The organism is Roseateles sp. Mitsp63, from assembly GCF_059491535.1.
Genome location: NZ_CP168509.1, coordinates 532,118 through 551,136, shown reverse-complemented (window position 1 = coordinate 551,136; position 19,019 = coordinate 532,118). Strand labels below are relative to the sequence as shown.

Below are 19,019 nucleotides of genomic sequence, written 5' to 3'. Positions count from 1 at the left end.
CGCGCCCGGTTACTTGGAGGCGGCCGGGGCGGCGGGCGCGGCGCCTTGCGGCGGTGCGACCGCGCGGCCCTTGTCGTCGAGCTTGGCCTGCTGCGGCGTGACCGGCGCGCCGGGCATGGCGTGCTGGAGGCCGTCGATGATCACGAGTTCGCCGGGCTTGATGCCCTGCACCGCGCGGAAGCCGTCGAACTGGGCGCCGGCGACGACCGGGCGGGGCGCCACGATGTTGTTGGGGCCGACGACCATGACGACCTTGTTGGCCTGGTCGGTGCCGATGGCGCGCTCGGGGATCAGCGTGGCGGTGTAGCTGCCGGTGCCTTCGAGCTTGACGCGGGCGAACAGGCCGGGCGTGAAGGCGCCGTCCTTGTTGTCGAAGACCGCGCGGCCGCGGATGGTGGCGGTGGCCGGATTCAGGCGGTTGTCGACGAAGTCCATGCGGCCCTCGTGCGGATAGCCCTGCTCGTTGGCCAGGCCCAGGTGCACCTTGCTGGCCTGCTCGCGCTTGGCGCCGCCGGCGCGCGCGGCGGCGGCGTACTTCAGGAAGGTCGCCTCGCTGGCGTCGAAGTAGGCGTAGACCTTGTCGCTGGAGACGACGGTGGTCAGCACCGGGTCGCCGACGCCCACCAGGTTGCCGGGCGTGACGTTGGCGCGCGAGCTGCGGCCGGTGACCGGGGCGCGGACCTGGGTGAACTCCAGGTTCAGCCTGGCCTGGGTGACGGCGGCGTCCGCGGCGCGGATGTTGGCCTCGTTGTTGCGGACGGCGGCCTTGAGCTGGTCGATCTCCTGCTGGCTGACGCCCTGGATCGCGACCAGTTTCTCGGCGCGGGCCAGGTCCGACTTGCTCAGCTCGCCAGCGGTGCGGGCGGCGGCCAGCTGGGCCTCGGCGCGGTTGAGTTCGGCCTGGAAGGGCCGGGGGTCGATGGTGAAGAGCGGCTCGCCCTTCTTGACGACCTGGCCTTCGCGGAAGTGGACCTTGTCGAGCGTGCCGGCGACGCGGGCGCGGATCTCGACGGTGTCGGGCGCCTCCAGGCGCGCGGTGAACTCATCGAAGTCCTGCACCTCGCGCGTGATCGCGGAGGCGACCGTCACGGGCGGTGGACCGCCGTGCTGTTGTTGTTGGTCCTGCGGTTGTCCGCAAGCGGTCAGCAGCGCCACGATGGCGCCGGCGACGGCCGTGCGAGCGAGATTCGATCCAGCCATGCATCACTCCCAAAACCCTCACGGCATCTGCTGCACCGTGAGGTGCGGCGGAATGTACGCGGTACACGAATGCCCGCACAGTGCCATGGGCAATACCTGTCACTTTGACCAAGGGCTTCATTGACGACCTGGTCGCGAGTGGGGGCAAGTCTCGGGGGAGCTGCTGACGCCGCGCGTCAGCAGCGAACCGCGGTCAGGCGGGATGACGCAGCGATGTAACTGCCGGGAAACGTCCTAGGGATGGCGGAGCGGGATGTTCGAAGCGGGTACGGCGGGCGGCCGGGCAACAAAAAACCCGGGCAGCGCCCGGGTTCTGGAGGCGTCCGCGGCGGTCCGCGGAAGCGATCGGCTCAATGCACGCCGTGCATCAGCTTCTTCATCCACGGGCTCAGCAACATCAGCAGCACGCCGGCGCCGGCCGGGACGACCGTGAAGATCAGGAAGAAGGTCGACATCGAGTACGCCGACGAGATCGCGTCGATGTACGCGCCAGTGAAGCCCGCCAGGCCGTTGGCCAGGCCCGCGTTCACGAACCAGATGCCGAACATCAGGCCCAGGAAGCGCGCCGGCGCCAGCTTCGAGATGTAGGACAGGCCCACCGGCGACAGGCACAGCTCGCCCATCGTGTGCAGCAGGTAGGCCAGCGTCAGGAAGATCATGCTGACCTGCGCCGTCTTCGCCCCCGCCGGGATGCCCGACGAGCCGTACGACAGCGCCGCGAAGCCCAGACCCAGCAGCACCAGGCCCACCCCGAACTTCACCGGACCGCTCGGGTTCCAGTGACGCTCCCACAGCTTGCTGAACATCGGCGCCAGGATCACCAGGAAGAAGGAGTTCAGCACGCCGAACCAGGTGGCCGGAATCTCCGATTGCTCCATCGCGAACTCACGGCCGAGCATCCACAGCGACAAGCCCCAGATCACCGCCAGCGCCAGCGCCAGCAGCAGGTTGGACAGCTTGTACAGACCCTCCGTGCTGCGCGCCAGCTTGATCAGCAGCCAGCTCAGGATCGCCACCGGGATCAAGGTCATCAGCGAATTGACGATCTTGAAGATCAGCCCGCTCGTGCCCGCCAGCGTCCGGTCGGTGTAGTCCGCCGCGAAGATGGTCATCGATCCGCCCGCCTGCTCGAAGGCGAACCAGAAGAAGATCGTGAAGAACGAGAACACGACGATCGCGATCAGCCGGTCGCGCACGATGTGCCCCGGCGTGTCGTCGAGCTTCTCGGCCGGATCCACCACCGGCGCGTTCTTGTTCGGCGTGCCGCCGATGGCGCCGAAGATGCCCTGCGCCATCCAGAACTGCACGGCGCCCAGGATCATGAACACCGCCGCCAGGCCGAAGCCGTAGTGCCAGCCGATCTTCTCGCCGATGTAGCCGCACAGCGAGATGCCGAAGAAGGCGCCCGCGTTCACGCCCATGTAGAACAGCGTGTAGCCGCCGTCGCGCTGGCCTTCGTTGTCCTTGCCGTAGAGCTGGCCGACGATCGCCGAGATGTTCGGCTTGAACAGGCCGGTGCCCAGGATCACCAGGCCCAGGCCCAGGAAGAAGGTCGGCCTGGAGTCGAAGAACAGCGAGATGTGCCCCGCCGCGATGATGAAGCCGCCCAGCACCACCGCGCGGCGCGTGCCCAGCCAGCGGTCGGCGATGAAGCCGCCCAGGATGGGCGTGAAGTACACGATCATCGTGTACATGCCGTAGAGGCGCCCCGCCTCCTCGCGCGTCCAGCCCCAGCCGCCCTTGGTGGCCGTCGAGACCAGGAACAGCACGAGCAGCGCCCGCATGCCGTAGTAGGAGAACCGTTCCCACATCTCGGTGAAGAACAGGACGAACAGGCTGTTGGGCTGGCCGAGGATGGTCTGCCGCGCTCCGGGAGTTTGAATTGTGTTCAAACGACGCTCCGTGATGGATCGACGACCCGGGCCCCCGGGTCGCTGGAAATCGCGCGTTCCGAGTGGTCAGAACGCGCTTGCCGCTGGTCCAGGCCCCGGATCGGTCGATCCCGTGGGCCCGCCAGCGGCAGGCGCGCCATTGTCAGCGAAAGGTCAGCTTCGGCCGCCCCGCGGGCATTAGGGGACACCCTAGGGTGTCCCGCCTCGTGAGCCTCGCAACAGGTCAGGCGCCGGCCCGGGGGCGCTCCTCGCGCAGCAGCCGCAGGCCGTTGAGCACCACCAGCAGGCTCGCGCCCGCGTCGGCCAGCACCGCCAGCCACAACGAGCCGATGCCCGCCAGCGTCAGCGCCGCGACGATCGCCTTCAGACCCAGCGCCACGACGATGTTCTGCGTCAGCACGCGGGCCACGCGCTCCGACAGCCCGATCAGCTCCGGCAGCTTGCGCAGGTCGTCCTGCATCAGCGCGATGTCGGCGGTCTCCAGCGCGGTGGCGCTGCCGGCGGCGCCCATCGCGATCGCGATGTCGGCGCGCGCCAGCGCCGGCGCGTCGTTGACGCCGTCGCCGATCATCGCCACCGGTCCCTGTTCATCGGCCATCCGCGCGATCACGTCGAGCTTGTCCTGCGGCAGCAGCGGCGCGCGCACGGCGTCCTGCGCCAGGCCGAGCCGGCCCGCCATCGCCACGGCGCTGGCGCGCTGGTCGCCGCTGAGCATCGCCAGCCTCAGCCCGCGCGCGCGCAGCGCGGCGAGGACCTCGGCCGCCTCGGGGCGCGGCGTGTCGGACAGCGCCAGCAGCGCCAGCGTCCGGCCGCCGCGCATCAGCCACACCAGCGTGTGGCCCTGCGCCTGCAGCGCGCGGGCGGCGCCACGGGCCGCGTCGTCGGCGGCGCCGCGCTGCTCGGCCAGGCGCTCGTTGCCCAAGGCGAACCCCTGCCCGTCGAGCTCGGCGGTCAGGCCCAGGCCGGGCAGGTTCCGCAGGTGCTCGACCGGCTCCAGCGCCGTGCCCAGCCGCTGCGCGTGCGCCGCCACGATGGCCTGCGCCAGCGGATGCGCGCTGCCGGCGTCCAGGCGCGCGGCCAGGTGCAGGGCCTGGTCGGCATCGACCGACGGATCCAGCGGCCGCACCGACGCCAGTTGCGGCCGGCCTTCGGTCAGCGTGCCGGTCTTGTCGAAGGCCAGCGTCTTGAGCTGGCGGGCGCGCTCGAGATGAAGGCCGCCCTTGATCAGGATGCCGCGGCGCGCGGCCGCGGCCAGCCCGCTGACCACGGTCACCGGCGTCGAGATCACCAGCGCGCAGGGGCAGGCGATCACCAGCAGCACCAGCCCCTTGTAGATCCAGCCGCCCCATGCGCCCAGGCCCAGCAGCGGTGGCAGCACCGCCAGCGCCACCGCCACCAGCACCACGGCCGGCGTGTAGACGCGGGCGAAGCGGTCGATGAAGGCCTGCGTCGGCGCGCGCTGCGATTGCGCCTGCTGCACCGCCGCCGCCATGCGGTCGAGCAGCGTGTGGCCCTTCGCCGCGGTGATCTCCATCTCCAGCAGGCCGTCGCCGTTGATGCTGCCCGCGAGCAGCGCATCGCCCGGCGCCTTGTCCACGGGCATCGCCTCGCCGGTCAGCGCGGCCTCGTTCAGGCTGGAGCGCCCGGTCAGCACGCGGCCATCGAGCGGCACCCGCTCGCCCGGCGGGACGCGCACGCGCGCGCCGATCGCGACCTGCGCCGCGGGGACGGTGGACCAGCGGCCATCGGCGCCCAGGACCGACGCCGTCTCCGGCGCCAGCTGCGTCAGCGCGCGGATCGCATCGCGGGCGCGGGCCAGGCTCAGGCTCTCCATCATTTCGGACAGGCCGAAGAGCCACACCACCATCGCCGCCTCGGGCCACTGGCCGAGCACGATCGCGCCGATCACCGCCAGGCTCATCAGCAGGTGGATGTTGAGCGTCACGCGCTTGAGCGCGATCCAGCCCTTGCGCAGCGTCGGCAGGCCGCCCAGCAGCATCGTCGCCAGCGCCAGCGCGATCACCAGCGGACCGGATTCGTCAAAGCCGGAGAAGGCCAGCGCCTCGGCCGCGATCGCGGCGACGCCGGCCACGGCCATGCGCCAGCGCAGGCCGGCCGGGATCGCCGGCGGCGGCGCGGGCGGCGGCGCCTGGGCCTCGACGGGCTCGGCGGTCATGCCCACCGACTGGATCGCCGCGCGCAGCGGGGCGTCGTCGGCGAGGCGGTGATGGACGTCGAGCAGACGGTTGATCAGGTCGAACTCCAGCGCCACCACGCCGCGCTGGCTGCCCAGCTGGCGGCGCAGCAGGCCTTCCTCGGTCGGGCAATCCATGCCCGCGATGAAGTAGCGCTGGCGGGTCGTGCCGGCGAGGTCCTCGGCGGCCACCTTCGGCGCCGGCGCGGACGGAGCGGCGCCGTGGCTGCCGCAGCAGGCGCTTTCCGCCGGGGCGTGGCCGTGGGCATGGGCGTCGGCGCGGGCCTCACCGTCGCGGTGAGCGTGGCCGTGGCCGTGGTCGTGGGCGTGTTCCTGATGTGCCATGGGGGTGGATTGGAATGTCTGTAGCCACTCCAAGGTCAAGCGGCTATCCTGGCTTCATGCGTATCGGCGAATTGAGCAAGTCCACCGGGGTGGACATCGAAACCATCCGCTTCTACGAGAAGAGCGGCCTGCTGCCCCCGCCCGCGCGCAGCGGGAACGGCTACCGCGACTACGCCCATGAGCACCTGGAGCGGCTGGCGTTCATCCGGCATTGCCGTGCGCTGGACATGTCGCTGGCGGACGTGGCGCTGCTGCTGGACAGCGTCGAGAGCCGCGATCCGGCGGCGCTGGCCAAGGTCGATGGGCTGGTGGCGTCGCAGCTCGGCAAGGTCCGCGCCCGGCTCAAGAGCATGCAGGCGCTGGAAGCGCAGCTGGTCGCGCTGCAGAAGCGCTGCGACGCGGACCACGACCACCATGCCTGCGGGATCCTGGAGGAGCTCGTGTCGGCGGCGCATGGCGAGGCCTGCGCCTGTCACCCCGAGCGGGAGAAGTCCACCGGCAGCGCCGCCTGAAGCAGCCGTTCGCGCAGGCGCGGGACGGCGAAGTCGATGAACGCGCGCAGCTTCAGCGGCAGCCGCCCCTGCGGCGCATAGACGAGGTGCACCGGCCGCGGCGCCGCCTCGAAGTCCTCCAGCACCACCTGCAGCCGCCCGGCGCGGACGTCCTCGTTCACCTGGTACGACAGCGCCCGCACCAGCCCGGCGCCGGCGCGGGCGGCGTCAAGGGCCGCATCGACCGTGTTGACGCCCAGCCGTGAACGGAAGCTGCCGGTGCGCGCGGCGCCGTCCTGGCGGAACGGCCACGAGCTGGTGGCGGAGACGCTCTCGAACGAGATCACCTGGTGCCGCATCAGGTCGTCCGGCGAGGCCGGCGCGCCCCGGATCGCCAGGTAGCCCGGCGCCGCGCAGATCACATGGCGGACCTCGCCCAGCCGCGTCGCCACCAGGTTGCTGTCGGGCAGTTGGCCGATGCGCAGCGCCACGTCGATCTGGTCGTCGAGGAAATGCGTGACCCGGTCGGTCAGCTTCAGGTCCACCGCCACGTCCGGATAGGCTGCCAGGAAACCCGTCACCGTCGGCAGCGCATGCAGCCGCCCGAACATCGTCGGCGCGGTGACGATCAGGTCGCCGCGCGGCTCGGAGTACTCGCCGGCGGCGGCGCGCTCGGCCTCGTCGAGCTGGTCGAGGATCGCCTTGGCCGCCTCGACGTACGAGCGCCCGGCGTCGGTCAGCTCCAGCCCCTTGGCCGAGCGGATCAGCAGCGTCGCGCGCAGGTGCCGCTCCAGGTCGGCCACCTTGCGGCTGATGGTCGCGAGCGGCAGCCCGAGCCGCTTGCTCGCCTTGGACAGGCTGCCGGCGTCCACCGCGGCGATCAGCATCGCCATCGCGTCGAGTCGGTCCATCGAGGCCTTCCAGATTTCGAGAGGGATGCTCTCGATTCTAGCGGCTTCCCGCGGATTCCGGGAACCCGGAGACTGCGTCCCATGCCTTCCAGCGCGGGCCACCGGCCCGGGGAAGACGCCAAGGACACCGCCATGACCGCCGCCACTGCAATGCCTGTCTCGACGCCCGCCGCCATCCGCCACCGCACCGCGACCGTGCTCGGCCGCCAGGTCTTCTACCGCGAGGCCGGCGATCCCTCGGCGCCGGTGCTGCTGGTGCTCCACGGCCTGCCCACCAGCAGCCGCATGTTCCTGCCGCTGATCCCGCTGCTCGCGGACCGCTTCCACGTGATCGCGCCGGACTACATCGGCTTCGGCCACTCGGACGCACCGTCGCCAAAGGACTTCGACTACACCTTCGACCATCTGGCCGACCATGTCGAGGCGCTGGTCGAGGCGCTCGGCCTGGGCGCCTACACGCTCTACATGCAGGACTACGGCGGCCCGATCGGCTTGCGGCTCTTCACGCGGCATCCGGAGCGGGTCACCGGCTTCATCATCCAGAACGCCAACGCCTACCTGGACGGCGTCGGCGAGGAGGCCAGGTCGGTGTTGCAGCCGCTGTGGGCGTCCCGCACGCCGCAGACCGAGGCGCCCGCGCGCCATCTGCTGAGCCTGGAAGGCACGAAGTGGCACTGGCTGGTCGGCGCGAAGGACCCCGAGCGGATCGATCCGGACCACTGGATCGTCGACCAGGCGCTGCTCGACCGGCCCGGCATCCTGGATGCCAACCTCGACCTGCTGGAGAACTACAAGACCAATGTCGCGCTGTATCCGTCGTGGCACGAGGCCTTCCGCCGGCATCGTCCGAAGACGCTGATCGTCTGGGGCCGCAACGATCCGATCTTCATCCCGCCGGGCGCCCGCGCCTATCTGGACGACCTGCCCGACGCGAAACTGGTCTGGCTGGACGGTGGCCACTTCGTGCTGGACGAGTTCGCGCCCCAGGTCGCCGCGGAGATCCGCGCGATGTTCGGCTGAGCCTCAGCGCGGCATCGTCCGCGCGAACTCCTCGAGGCGGCGGCGCAATTCGTCGCGCACCTGCCGCAGCGCCGGCGACAGCTGCGCGCGGCCCGGGACCACCAGGTGCAGCGGCGATGGATCGCCGCGCCAATGCGGATTCACGTGGACCAATTGGCCGCTCGCCAGCTCCTGGGCCACGTCCGGCCAGGACTTGTAGGCGATGCCCAGTCCCGCCAGCGCCCAGCGCTTGACGACCTCCCCGTCATCCGCGACGCGGCGCCCCTGCAGCCGCAGCTGCACGGGCTGGCCGGCGATCTCGACCGGCCAGTGGGCGGGCACCTCCCCGTCCAGCAGGTAGCGCAGCGCCTCGTGGCGCGCCATGTCGTCCGGCGAGGCCGGCATGCCGTGCAGCGCCAGGTAATGCGGCGCGGCGACCAGCACGCGCCGGCAGTCCGCGAGCAAGGGCAGCGCGACCTGCGAGCCGCCCGTGGGCTGGCCGTAGCGGATCGCGGCGTCGACGGGGCGGCGCAGCAGGTCGGTCAGCGGATCGCCGAGCTGCAGCCGCAGCGACAGCGCTGGATGGCGTTCCTGGAACTGCTCCAGCCACGGCAGCAGCACATGCCGCCCGAGGTCGGACGGCACCGTCAGGTGCAGCTCGCCGCTGAGCGCCTCGCGGCCGGCGAGCGCCTCGTCACGGCCGTCGGTGAGCGCGCGCAGCGCCGCGCGGGCATGCGGCAGGTAACGCTGCCCCTCCGCGGACAACCGCAGGCTCCGCGTGCTGCGCACGAACAGCGCGAATCCGAGCTGCTCTTCCATCCGCTTGAGCGCCGCGCTCGCCGCGGCGGGCGACCAGTCCAGCGCCTTGGCGGCCGCCGTCAGGTTGCCGAGGTCGGCGATGCGCACCAGCAGTTCAAGGTCAGCGATCCGGGTCATTGTTCGATTTTCTTTGAAAAAGCTTCCGCGGACGGCCAGTTCAACGACGTGAGGGCGGCGATCAGACTTCATTCCATCAAACAGCGTGGAACACAGCCATGGATCTCACCCCGTCCCCCTCCCCGGCCGCCTTCACCGCCGACACCGTCAGCGTCGTCATCGGCGGCACCTCCGGCATCGGACGCGCCGTCACCGAGGCGCTGCAGGCCCGCCCGGGCCGCGTGATCGCCGCCAGCCTGGCCACCGGGCTCGATGTCGCCGATCCCGCCGCCGTCGCCGCGTTCTTCGAATCGATCGGACCGGTGGATCACGTCGTCTTCACCGCCGGCTCGCAGGCGCCAGGCGGTCCGGTCGCGGCGCTCGACCTGGACGCCGCCAAGGCCGCGTTCGACGTCAAGTTCTGGGGCGCGATCGCCGTGGCGCAGGCCGCGGCCCGCCATCTGCGTCCGGGCGGCACGCTGACGCTGACCTCCGGCTTCCTGTCGCGCCGCGCCGTCCCGGGCGCCTTCGTGAAGACGGCGATGAACGCGGCCCTGGAGGCCTCCGCCAAGCTGCTGGCGCGCGAGCTCGCACCGCTGCGGGTCAACGTCGTGAGCCCCGGCCTGACCGACACCGAGGCCTATGCCGGCATGGCCGCCGATGCCCGCGGCGCGATGCTCGCCAAGGCCGCCGCGACGCTCCCGGCCGGCCGCGTCGGCCATCCGCGGGAACTGGCCGCGGGCTACCTGTTCCTCATCGACAACCCCTTCGTCACGGGCGCCGTCATCGACATCGATGGCGGCTCGCTCATCCAGTGACGCCCGCGCATCCGCCGAGGCCCTGGCCGTCCCCGGCGTTCCCGGCTCCCCCCTTCCTCCGCGAGGTTTCCATGACCGCTCTCTTCTCTCCGATCACCCTTGGCGCGCTGACCCTGCCCCACCGCGTCGCGATGGCCCCGATGACCCGCGCCCGCAGCGCCCAGCCCGGCAACGTCCCCAACGCACTGATGGCCGATTACTACGCGCAGCGCGCCGGCGCCGCGCTGATCGTCAGCGAGGCCACGCAGATCTCCCCGCAGGGCCAGGGCTACAGCTTCACGCCCGGCATCCACAGCGAGGAACAGGTCGCCGGCTGGCGGATGGTCACGCGCGCCGTGCATCGCGCCGGCGGCCGCATCGTGCTGCAGCTCTGGCACGTCGGCCGCATGTCGCATCCCGTCTTCCACGGCGGCGATGCGCCGGTCGCGCCGTCGGCGCTCGCGCCCGAGGCGCAGGTCTGGATCGCCGACGAGCACGGCGCCGGCCGCATGGTCGACTGCCCGGTCCCGCGCGCCCTGACGCTGGAGGAGATTCCCGGCGTCGTGGCCGACTTCCGCCGCGCCGCCGCGAACGCGATGCGCGCCGGCTTCGACGGCGTCGAGGTCCACGCGGCCAACGGCTACCTGATCGACCAGTTCCTGCGCACCACCTCCAACCAGCGGGACGACGCCTACGGCGGCTCGCGCGAGAACCGGCTGCGCTTCCTGCTCGACGTGGTGGACGCCATCACCGCCGAGATCGGCCCGGATCGCATCGGGGTGCGGCTGGCGCCCTACATCACGGCGCGCAACATGGACTGCCCGGACATCATCCCGACCATCCTGGAAGGGGCCCGCGCGCTCTCGCTGCGGGGGATCGCCTACCTCCATCTGGCGGAGGCGGACTGGGACGACGCCCCCCGGATTCCGGAGGACTTCCGCCGCGCGCTGCGCTCGGCCTTCCAGGGCCGGATCGTCGTCGCCGGCCGCTATGACGGCGCGCGGGCCGAGGCGCTGCTGGCCTCCGGCCTGGTCGACGTGATCGCCTTCGGCCGTCCCTTCATCGCCAACCCCGACCTGCCGGTCCGGCTGGAACGGGGCCTGCCGCTCGCGGCCTTCGACGGCAGCACCCTTTTCGGGGGCAGCGCCAAGGGCTACAGCGACTACCCGGCGGCCGCGACGGCCTGAGCCCCCCGCAGGGCGTGACGGAGTTGGCGCTTTCCCTCGCTCCCCGGGGTGAGGGAGCGCCGCCACGGTTCAGAACGGTCGTCCGGCGGACGATGTAGAGTCCGGACCGCCCGCGTTACAAATTTCAGACATGTCCTGGCGCGGCCGGCTCTCCCTCCGCTCCTCGCGCCTGTCATGCGTGTCTGTTCACTGTCATCGGTCAAGAACCGGATCGTCCTGGGCCAGCCGCTCGCCTTCAGCGTGCGCGACGCCGACCGGACGCTGCTGCTCGCGCGCGGACAGGTCATCGCCGACCACGACCAGCTCGACGCGCTGATGCGCCGCGGGGCGCTCGTCGAGGTGCACGAGCTGACCGAGGCGATGCGGCCGGGCCGCCCGAGTTCCGCGGCCTATCTGCGCGACCGTCTGCCCCAGGAATGGGACCGCGGCCTGGCGGACGTGCGCAACGCGCTGTCCGCCAGTCCCGAGCGGCTCGCGGACGCGCTCGATGGCGCGACGACGCTGCTGATGTCGCTGATCGACTGCTCGCCGGAGATGGCACTCGCACAGGTGGTCAGACAGCCTGAATCGGGCAGCGGGCACTACGGCGTTACCCATTCCTTGCATGCGGCCACCGCGTGCCAGGCCGCGGCCCGCTATCTGGGCTGGGGGCCGGACGATCAGCGCCGGGCCTTCCAGGCGGCGCTGACGATGAACCTGGGCATGCTGGACCTGCAGGCGCGGCTCTCGAGCCAGGTCTCGCCGCTGACCTCGATGCAGCGCGAGGCCATCCATGAGCACCCGATCCGCAGCGTCGAGATGCTCAGCGCCGCCGGCATCGACGACCATGACTGGCTCCAGGCCGTGCTGCAGCACCACGAGACGCCGGATGGCCGCGGCTATCCGCACGGCCTGAGCGACGTCGGCGAGCTGGCCGAGATGCTGCGCTATGCCGACGTCTACACCGCGCGCCTGAGCAGCCGCGCCAACCGGCCGGCGATGAGCGCCGCGCAGGCCGGCCGCGAGCTGCACCAGATGGCGGCGCAGAGCCCGCTGGCGGCGGCGCTGATCAAGGCCTTCGGCATCTTCCCGCCGGGCAGCGTGGTGCGACTGGCCAGCGGCGAGGTCGGGCTGGTGGTGAAGAACGGCGACAAGGCGCACCGCCCGATGGTGTCGGCCTTGACCAATGCCAATGGCGAGCCGCGCCAGCTGCCGGTGCTGCGCGACAGCAGCCGGGACGACCACGCCATCGTCGCGCTCCTGCCTCCCCATGCCTGCCCGATCCGCCTTTCGGACGAGCGCATCGCGATGCTGATCGCCGGGGCCTAGCGCCACCGTCCAGGGCGCTCCGCAAACCCTTGCTGATCGTCCACTCCAATCCATCACAGCGGCGAAGCACCACCTCTTTTCGAGTGGGCCACCGGCCACCCCCTCACGCGCAGACTCCGCCACTTTCGATCACGGGGATGCAAGTGGGACGTGAGGTTGAACTGAAATCGGGGCGCTGGCGCGCGGTGGTTTCGCCGGACCGGGGCGGCCGGCTGAAGTGGCTGGGCGAGATGACGCCCACGGGCAAGGCCTCGTGGCTGCGGCCGCTGATCAACGAGCGGGGCGTGCCGGTGGGCGGCGGCGGCGTGCGGCTCGTGCCGCCGTCCGCGGTGGAGGAGGCGATGGCGCGCTTCGTCCCCGATCCGGATTCCTTCGAGGAACCCTGGCAGGTGACGCTGCAGACGCCGGACCGGATCACGATGATGCTGCACCCGCGCGGCCCCTCGCCGGGCTCGTGGGGCTACCAGGCGAGCCAGAGCCTGCGGCTGGAGGAACATCGCCTCGAGTGGGAGCTGTCGGTCTGCAATCTGAGCCGCATGCCGATGCCGGCGCGGCTGGGCTGGCTGCTGCAGTTCCCGGACGATTTCGCCGAGGCCGCCTGGCTGGACGACACGCTGGATGCGCTGCGGGACCCGGACCGCGGGCATGAGGAGCGGCGCGATCCCTGGTGCGGGCTGGCGACGATCAGCGGCGCGGGCGGCCGCCTGGTGCTGCTGCGCGGCGCGCCGCCGCTGGACACGCTCAGCCACGCGCGCCATCCCACCCGCGCCGTGGTGCAGCTGCGGCTGATGACCGCCGATTCGCCGCGCGCGACGCCGCTGCCGCGCGGCGAAGAGGTGACGCTGCGGCTGAGCATCGATCTGCTCGAGCCCCGCGATCCCCCGCTGCCGGTGGTGCGTCCGGACAAGCCGTCGGGGCCGCTGATCCTCTGAGGGCGCCCCAGGCGAGGGGGGCCGGCGAAAGGGGCGGCAAGAGGGCGGCGCGCGGACGGGCGCGGGAGGGCCCAGGCAGGGGCGGCTCCTATACTGCCGCCCGCCGCGCAACTGGCGCGGCCTTCCGCCCCATGCCGACCCTGCCGTCCCTCGCCGCCTTGCGGCCCTACCTGCGCGATGCCCTGCGTGACGACCTCGTCGCCGCCGTGGTGGTCAGCGTCCTACTGATTCCCCAGAGCCTGGCCTACGCGATGCTGGCGGGGCTGCCGCCGCAGGTGGGGCTCTACGCCAGCCTGCTGCCGCCGCTGCTGTACGCGGCGCTGGGGTCCAGCCCCTTCCTGAACATCGGGCCGGTCGCGGTGCTCGCGCTGATGATCATGCAGACGCTGCAGCTCGCGCCGGCCGGCGTGAGTCCGAGCGAAGCGGCGCTGGTGCTGGCGGCGGAGGTGGGATTGTTCCTCGGCGCCGCCGCGCTGCTGCGCCTGCACGCGCTGGCGGCGCTGCTGTCGGTGCCGGTGCTGCATGGCTTCGAGTCGGGCGCGACCATCGCGATCGCCGCGAGCCAGCTGCCGGTGCTGATCGGCTCGACGGCGACCGGCGGCACCTTGCCGGAGTTGTGGCGCTCGCTGGCGGCGCATGGCTTCGACGGGCGCGGTGTCGCGGCGCTGTTCGGCGTGGCGGCGCTGCTGGCGCTTGTCGCGGTGCGGCGGCTGCCCAAGGGCTTGGTGTCGCGCATCGCGCCGCTGGCGGTGCTGCTGGCGGGCATCGCCGTCGCGTGGGGATGGGATCCGCAAGGGCTGCCGCGCGTGGGCGAGCTGCCGCCGCTGGCGCTGGTCTTCACGCCGCCGCGGCTCGATCCCGAACTGTGGATGGCGATGCTCCCGGGCGCCGCGCTGATCGGGCTGCTCGGCTATGTGTCGAGCCTGGCGGTCGCGGAGTCGCTGGCGCGGCGCGTGGGCCAGCGCGTGGATGCGCGGCGCGAACTGATGGGCCTGGCGGCCGCCAATCTCGCCGCCGCGGTTTCTGGCGGCATGCCGTCCGCGGCCAGCTTCTCGCGCAGCGTGCTGATGAGCGACGCGGGCAGCCGCACCCGCATGACCGGCGTGTTCGTCGCCGGAATGATGGGGATCACGCTGCTGACGATGGCGCCGCTGCTGGCCTGGGTGCCCAAGCCGGTGCTGGCGGCCAGCATCATGGTCGCGGTGCTGTCGGGGCTCAAGTTCGGGCCCTATGCCGACGCGTGGCGCTATGCGCGGGGCGAGGCGCTGTTGATGGTGGCGGTGACCTTGCTGGTGGTCTTCGCCGGCATCACCGCGGCGCTGGGACTGGGCGTCGCGGGCGCGATCGCGCTGCTGCTGCAACGCAGCGCGCGGCCGCACGTCGCGTTGATCGGGCGCATTCCGGGTACGGAGCATTACCGCAACGTCGAGCGATACCAGGTGGAGCTGGATCCGCTGGTGCTGGGCCTGCGCATCGACGAAAGCCTGCTGTTCCTCAATGGGCGCAGCCTCGCGGACGTGGTGCAGGCCCACCTGGACACCCATCCGACGACGCGCCGCGTGCTGCTGCTGATGTCGCCGGTGAACAGCATCGACTTCAGCGGGCTGAGCGCGTTGAAGGAACTCCACGAGACGCTGGAGCGGCAGGGCAGGCGACTCGACCTCAGCGAGGTCAAGGGGCCGGTACTCGACAGGCTCAAGGCCAGCGGGTGGGAGTCCTGGTTCCATGGGCGGGTGTATCTGTCCCACCACCTGGGGATGCAGGACCACGGCTGACCGCGTTCCTGCACAGGCCGCTGGCTCTCCCCCTCCCTCCCGCGAGCGGGCGAGGGGGCAAGACAGGACCGCCCGCACTTGCCTTGCGCAAGAACTCCCTCGCCCCCCGCGAGGGGGGAGAGGGCAGGGGAGAGGGGGTGCTTCGAAGGGCAGCAGCGCTGTGGCACGAGCCCCCTCTCCCCTCCCTCTCCCCGCTGGGGCGAGGGGGTTTACTGCGCCGCCCGGCTCTTCTAACCCCCTCGCCCGCTTGCGGGAGAGGGTAGGGGCGAGGGCCAGCAGCCGCCGACGTCAATGCACGTCGTTCAGGTGCCCATGCTTTCTGAGGTCCGGCATCAGGAAGCAGACCAGGAACGCGAAGAAGCACATCACCGACACGTAGACGTAGAACACGCTTTCCACGCCGGCTCCCTTGAGGCTGAGCGCGACGAACTCCGCCGAGCCGCCGAAGATCGCGTTCCCGATCGCATAGGACAGCCCCACGCCCAGCGCGCGGATCTCCGGCGGGAACATCTCCGCCTTGATCAGGCCGCCGATCGACGTGTACAGCGACACGATCGCCATCGCCACGATGATCAGCCCGAACGCCGCATACGCGTTGTGCGTGCCCTTGAGCGCCGACAGGATGGGCCAGGTGCCCAGCGCCCCCAGCAGCCCGAACCACAGCATCGACGTGCGCCGCCCGATGCGGTCCGACAGCGCGCCGAACAGCGGTTGCATGCACATGTAGACGAACAGCGCCGCCGTCATCACCGTGCTCGCCACCTTCTTGTCCATGCCCACGCTCAGCACCAGGTACTTCTGCATGTAGGTCGTGTAGGTGTAGAACGCCAGCGACCCGCCCGCGGTGAAACCCAGCACGATCAGGAAGGCCTTGGTGTGCTTGGCGAAGAGCTCCCGCATCGAGCCCGACTCCTTGCGCTCGAGCTGGTCCGCCTTCGCCGTCTCGGCCAGCGAGCGGCGCAGGTAGAACGCGATCACCGCCGTCGCCGCCCCGGCCACGAACGGGATCCGCCAGCCCCAGTCATGCATCTGGGCATCGCTCAGCGTCTGCTCCAGGATCGCGACCACCAGCACCGCCAGCAGCTGCCCGCCGATCAGCGTCACGTACTGGAACGAGGCATAGAAGCCCCGCTGTCCGCGCAGCGCCACCTCGCTCATGTAGGTGGCACTGGTGCCGTACTCGCCGCCGACCGACAGCCCCTGGAACAGCCGCGCCAGCAACAGCAGCGTCGGCGCCATCACGCCGATGGTCTCGTAGGTCGGCATGAAGGCGATGGCCAGCGAGCCGCCGCACATCATCAGCACCGAGATCATCATGGCCGTCTTGCGGCCCTTGCGGTCGGCGATGCGCCCGAACAGCCAGCCGCCGATGGGCCGCATCAGGAAACCGGCGGCGAACACCCCGGCCGTGTTCAGCAGCTGGACCGTCGGATCGCCCTTCGGGAAGAACGCATGGGCGAAGTAGATCGCGGTGAACGCGTAGACATAGAAGTCGAACCACTCGACGAGGTTGCCGCTCGAGGCGCCGACGATGGCCAGGATGCGGTCGCGCTTCTCGTGCGCGGTGTAGTGCCCGGGCGTGCCGGAGGGCGGCGTCGAGGACGCGCCGCCGGGGTGGGAGGAGGGATTGGCAATCATGGCGGAAGCCTACTCCCGTGATGGAAAACCCGCATCCGCCCTTCGGACGGACCGAACGCCACCCGCCCTGGGGTGAATGCCGGCCGCCGCGCCGCGCCGCCTATCGCCCGTTGGGTGGGGTTTCAGCCAGCGCGCCGGCGATTGTTCCGATCTTTTCAACGGTCTGTTGCAACGGGATGGATTTAAGGGTCAACCCTTATGCGCCATAGTTCATCCCATCGACACACCGATACCGCTTCCGGAAACCTCCTCCAGAAATACGGATCGACGGGTCGAATACTCAACCCGTGCCCCTTCGCAGATCGCCTTGGGACCGAAACTGAAAGGAATGATCATGAGCAAGAACATCATCGCTTCCGTCCTGTTTGCTTCCGTGGCCCTGGTGGCCGGCAGCGCGATGGCCAACGACAACCCGCACGAGCAGCCGGTCAATACCCCCAGCGCCGTGAGCCGCGCCGAAGTGCTGGCCGACCTGCAGATCTATCGCGAATCGGGCCTGGCCGCCGTCGAGCAGTCGGAAACCTACGGCTACGACAGCGCCCGCCGCGACGCCGCCAAGGCCCGTTACGCCGAGCTGCGCAGCTCGCCCTACTACGCGACCCTGGTGAAGCGCTTCGGCGGCAGCGCCCCGGCCACCGCCGTCGCCGGCCGCTGATCCGGACCGCCTGCTTCCGCTGATTCCCTCCTGAAACCCTGAAAGAACTCGAACAACAGCGCCAGATGTCCTGAGAGAGCATTTGCAAGGTCAGGGGCTTAGGCCCCGGCCGGTGGCGGTTCTCCGCACTCCCCCTCCTCCTGTCCGTCACCGGCCGCCTATATCCCCTCGGATGAGCTCCTGCTCGCCGAGGGGTTTTCTTTTTCCTCACGGATATCGAAGCGGATGGCCTTTGAATATTCGTTCAGAACCCATTCCATATTCATCCGATATTCGCCCCGCGCGCCCCTTGGCAGTGCATGCGCGGTGAATGCCGCCCGCGGCGCGCACGGCCGTGCGGAATCCATGAGAATCGCCCGTCGGCCCGCAGCAGTGACCCGCGGTGAGCTCCCCCCTTTCGGGCCGCCGGATCGAGGACATCGGATGGACCGGATCGTGCAAATGCGGGCGTTCGCCCGGGTGGTGGAAACCGGCAGCTTCACCAAGGCGGCCGACTCGATGGACCTGCCCAAGGCCAGCCTGACGCGGCTGGTGCAGGCGCTGGAGGCCCGCCTGCGGGTCCAGCTGCTGACGCGCACCACCCGCAAGGTGACCGTCACGCAGGACGGCGCCGCCTATTACGAGCGCACCATGGCGCTGCTCAACGAGCTCGAGGCCATCGACCAGGGGATGCTCCACGACCAGAGCAAGCCGCGCGGCCGGCTGCGCGTCGACGTCACGACGCTGACCGGCTCGCGGGTGCTGATCCCCGCGCTGGGCGACTTCCACGCGCGCTATCCCGACATCCAGATCGCGCTCGGCGTCAGCGACCGCGCCATCGACCTGCTGGTGGACAACGTCGACTTCGTGCTGCGGGTCGGCCCGGTGCAGGACGCCGGCCTGGTCGCGCGGCGCGTCGGCCAGATCCAGTTCTGCACCTGCGCCTCACCCGCCTATCTGGCGGCGCATGGCACGCCGCGCGAGCCCGGCGACCTCGATCGCGAGCCGCATCAGGCGGTGGGCTACTTCTCGTCGCGGACCGGCCGCGTGTTCCCGTTCGTGTTCCATCGCGGCGACGAGCGGCTGGAGATCGAAGGGCGCCGCCGCCTCGACGTCAACGACAGCAACGCCTATGTCGCGGCGGGCCTGGCCGGACTGGGGGTCGTGCAGCTCGCGAAGTACGCGGTGAAGGAGCAGCTCGACCGCGGCGAGCTGGTGCCGCTGTTTCCCGACTGGCATCACAACGCCGTGCCGGTCTACCTGGTCTATTCGCCCAACCGCTTCGTGTCGGCGCGCATGCGCGTCTTCATCGAGTGGGTCGTGGAGACGCTGGCGAAGAAGGGGCTGGGGCCGGACTGAGCGCGGTCCACCGGGCCGCGGCGATCAGACCGGGCCCGCCGGCGCTCCGCCGCCCGTGCGGCCCACCAGCCACACGACGATCAGCACCAGCGCGAGCACCCAGGCTACGACGATCGCCGCGCCCACCTTGAGGTTGCGCGGCAGCCGGCCGCGCTGCTCGGCGGCGCGCAGCCGCGCCCGCGCCAGCACCGGCGGCGGCATCAGCTTCAGCACCAGCCAGAAGCCGAGCGGCACCAGGATGATGTCGTCCAGCAGCCCCAGCACCGGGATGAAGTCCGGGATCAGGTCGATGGGGCTGAGCGCGTAGGCGGCGACCGCGATCGCGACGCAGCGCGCCAGCCAGGGCGCCTCGGGGTCGCGCGCCGCGAAGTAGACGGTCAGCAACTCGCCCTTGAGCAGGGCGGCCCAGCGCTTGAGGGATCCGCGTTTCATCCGCGCATCA

General features: G+C 70.9%; 16 protein-coding genes. 9 read left to right on the top strand and 7 right to left on the bottom strand.

Going from position 1 to position 19,019, the window contains the following annotated elements:
• Window positions 1–9: 9 nt before the first annotated feature.
• The 3 genes from ACEN96_RS02415 to ACEN96_RS02405 all read right to left on the bottom strand — a co-directional run bounded on the left by ACEN96_RS02415 (window position 10) and on the right by ACEN96_RS02405 (window position 5,631).
• On the bottom strand, window positions 10–1,200 hold the full coding sequence (locus tag ACEN96_RS02415) for an efflux RND transporter periplasmic adaptor subunit (protein WP_495586459.1): 1,191 nt from the start codon (window positions 1,198–1,200) through the stop codon (window positions 10–12).
• A gap of 350 nt (window positions 1,201–1,550) precedes the next feature.
• Window positions 1,551–3,092: a peptide MFS transporter gene (locus ACEN96_RS02410; protein ID WP_495586458.1), complete on the bottom strand. Its 1,542-nt coding sequence runs from the start codon at window positions 3,090–3,092 to the stop codon at window positions 1,551–1,553.
• A gap of 223 nt (window positions 3,093–3,315) precedes the next feature.
• A complete protein-coding gene (locus ACEN96_RS02405) occupies window positions 3,316–5,631 on the bottom strand; it encodes a heavy metal translocating P-type ATPase (protein WP_495586457.1) in 2,316 nt (771 codons plus the stop codon).
• Between the two features lie 14 nt (window positions 5,632–5,645).
• On the opposite strand from ACEN96_RS02405, the gene ACEN96_RS02400 reads away from it, so the two are divergent.
• Window positions 5,646–6,143 carry a Cd(II)/Pb(II)-responsive transcriptional regulator gene (locus ACEN96_RS02400; RefSeq protein WP_495586456.1) on the top strand — a complete coding sequence of 166 codons (498 nt, stop codon included), beginning with the start codon at window positions 5,646–5,648 and terminating at the stop codon, window positions 6,141–6,143.
• Here ACEN96_RS02400 and ACEN96_RS02395 read toward each other — a convergent pair.
• Entirely contained in the window at window positions 6,104–7,033 is a 930-nt protein-coding gene (locus ACEN96_RS02395) for a LysR family transcriptional regulator (protein WP_495586455.1), read from the bottom strand. The two genes, ACEN96_RS02400 and ACEN96_RS02395, sit on opposite strands and share 40 nt — an antisense overlap.
• Window positions 7,034–7,165: 132 nt before the next feature.
• On the opposite strand from ACEN96_RS02395, the gene ACEN96_RS02390 reads away from it, so the two are divergent.
• The gene (locus ACEN96_RS02390) at window positions 7,166–8,053 is read left to right on the top strand and encodes an alpha/beta fold hydrolase (protein ID WP_495586454.1); all 888 of its coding nucleotides are present in this window, start codon (window positions 7,166–7,168) and stop codon (window positions 8,051–8,053) included.
• Window positions 8,054–8,056: 3 nt separating this feature from the next.
• Here ACEN96_RS02390 and ACEN96_RS02385 read toward each other — a convergent pair whose 3' ends face one another.
• Window positions 8,057–8,968 carry a LysR family transcriptional regulator gene (locus ACEN96_RS02385; RefSeq protein ID WP_495586453.1) on the bottom strand — a complete coding sequence of 304 codons (912 nt, stop codon included), beginning with the start codon at window positions 8,966–8,968 and terminating at the stop codon, window positions 8,057–8,059.
• A 98-nt stretch (window positions 8,969–9,066) separates the two neighbouring features.
• On the opposite strand from ACEN96_RS02385, the gene ACEN96_RS02380 reads away from it, so the two are divergent.
• The 5 genes from ACEN96_RS02380 to ACEN96_RS02360 all read left to right on the top strand — a co-directional run bounded on the left by ACEN96_RS02380 (window position 9,067) and on the right by ACEN96_RS02360 (window position 14,946).
• Entirely contained in the window at window positions 9,067–9,765 is a 699-nt protein-coding gene (locus ACEN96_RS02380; protein ID WP_495586452.1) for an SDR family oxidoreductase, read from the top strand.
• Window positions 9,766–9,836: 71 nt separating this feature from the next.
• Window positions 9,837–10,931 (top strand): alkene reductase, encoded by a 1,095-nt coding sequence (locus tag ACEN96_RS02375; protein WP_495586451.1) that lies wholly within the window; start codon window positions 9,837–9,839, stop codon window positions 10,929–10,931.
• A 174-nt stretch (window positions 10,932–11,105) separates the two neighbouring features.
• The gene (locus ACEN96_RS02370) at window positions 11,106–12,239 is read left to right on the top strand and encodes an HD-GYP domain-containing protein (protein ID WP_495586450.1); all 1,134 of its coding nucleotides are present in this window, start codon (window positions 11,106–11,108) and stop codon (window positions 12,237–12,239) included.
• Window positions 12,240–12,376: 137 nt separating this feature from the next.
• The gene (locus tag ACEN96_RS02365; RefSeq protein WP_495586449.1) at window positions 12,377–13,171 is read left to right on the top strand and encodes a hypothetical protein; all 795 of its coding nucleotides are present in this window, start codon (window positions 12,377–12,379) and stop codon (window positions 13,169–13,171) included.
• A gap of 131 nt (window positions 13,172–13,302) precedes the next feature.
• The gene (locus tag ACEN96_RS02360; protein ID WP_495586448.1) at window positions 13,303–14,946 is read left to right on the top strand and encodes a SulP family inorganic anion transporter; all 1,644 of its coding nucleotides are present in this window, start codon (window positions 13,303–13,305) and stop codon (window positions 14,944–14,946) included.
• Between the two features lie 288 nt (window positions 14,947–15,234).
• Here the strand turns inward: ACEN96_RS02360 and ACEN96_RS02355 are convergent, their stop codons facing one another.
• Window positions 15,235–16,584: an MFS family transporter gene (locus ACEN96_RS02355; protein ID WP_495586447.1), complete on the bottom strand. Its 1,350-nt coding sequence runs from the start codon at window positions 16,582–16,584 to the stop codon at window positions 15,235–15,237.
• 334 nt (window positions 16,585–16,918) lie between these two features.
• Between ACEN96_RS02355 and ACEN96_RS02350 the strand changes: the two genes are divergently transcribed.
• Both ACEN96_RS02350 and ACEN96_RS02345 read left to right on the top strand, forming a co-directional pair.
• Window positions 16,919–17,239 carry a DUF4148 domain-containing protein gene (locus tag ACEN96_RS02350; protein WP_495586446.1) on the top strand — a complete coding sequence of 107 codons (321 nt, stop codon included), beginning with the start codon at window positions 16,919–16,921 and terminating at the stop codon, window positions 17,237–17,239.
• Between the two features lie 441 nt (window positions 17,240–17,680).
• Entirely contained in the window at window positions 17,681–18,577 is an 897-nt protein-coding gene (locus ACEN96_RS02345; RefSeq protein WP_495586445.1) for a LysR family transcriptional regulator, read from the top strand.
• A 24-nt stretch (window positions 18,578–18,601) separates the two neighbouring features.
• Here ACEN96_RS02345 and ACEN96_RS02340 read toward each other — a convergent pair whose 3' ends face one another.
• Window positions 18,602–19,009 (bottom strand): YkvA family protein, encoded by a 408-nt coding sequence (locus ACEN96_RS02340; RefSeq protein ID WP_495586444.1) that lies wholly within the window; start codon window positions 19,007–19,009, stop codon window positions 18,602–18,604.
• Window positions 19,010–19,019: the final 10 nt, after the last annotated feature.